The sequence below is a fragment of the Rhodoplanes roseus genome (genome assembly GCF_003258865.1).
Lineage (GTDB): Bacteria > Pseudomonadota > Alphaproteobacteria > Rhizobiales > Xanthobacteraceae > Rhodoplanes > Rhodoplanes roseus.
The window spans coordinates 1-263 of the sequence record NZ_NPEX01000870.1 but is presented as its reverse complement, the minus strand read 5'-3'; the positions used below and the strand labels follow the sequence as shown (position 1 = coordinate 263).

General features: G+C 58.6%; 1 protein-coding gene. It reads left to right on the top strand.

From position 1 onward, the window contains the following. Window positions 1-263: glyoxalase superfamily protein (locus CH341_RS32795; protein ID WP_245431357.1), on the top strand; the 263-nt coding region annotated here is incomplete at both ends.

Below are 263 nucleotides of genomic sequence, written 5' to 3'. Positions count from 1 at the left end.
CATCGCCCGCCAGTTCGGGCTGCCGAACTGGAATGTCCTATCGGCGAAAATCGACGATGACGAGGCCGTGCGTTCCGAGGGGATTTCCCTCGAACAGGCGGTGCCCATCGTCCGCATATTTGATGTCGAGAAGGCGAACGAGTTCTATCTCGGATTTCTCGGTTTCACCGTCGATTGGGAACACCGCTACGGCGACAACTTCCCGCTCTACATGCAGATCTCGCGATCAGGGCTCAGGCTGCACCTGTCGGAACATGCTGGCG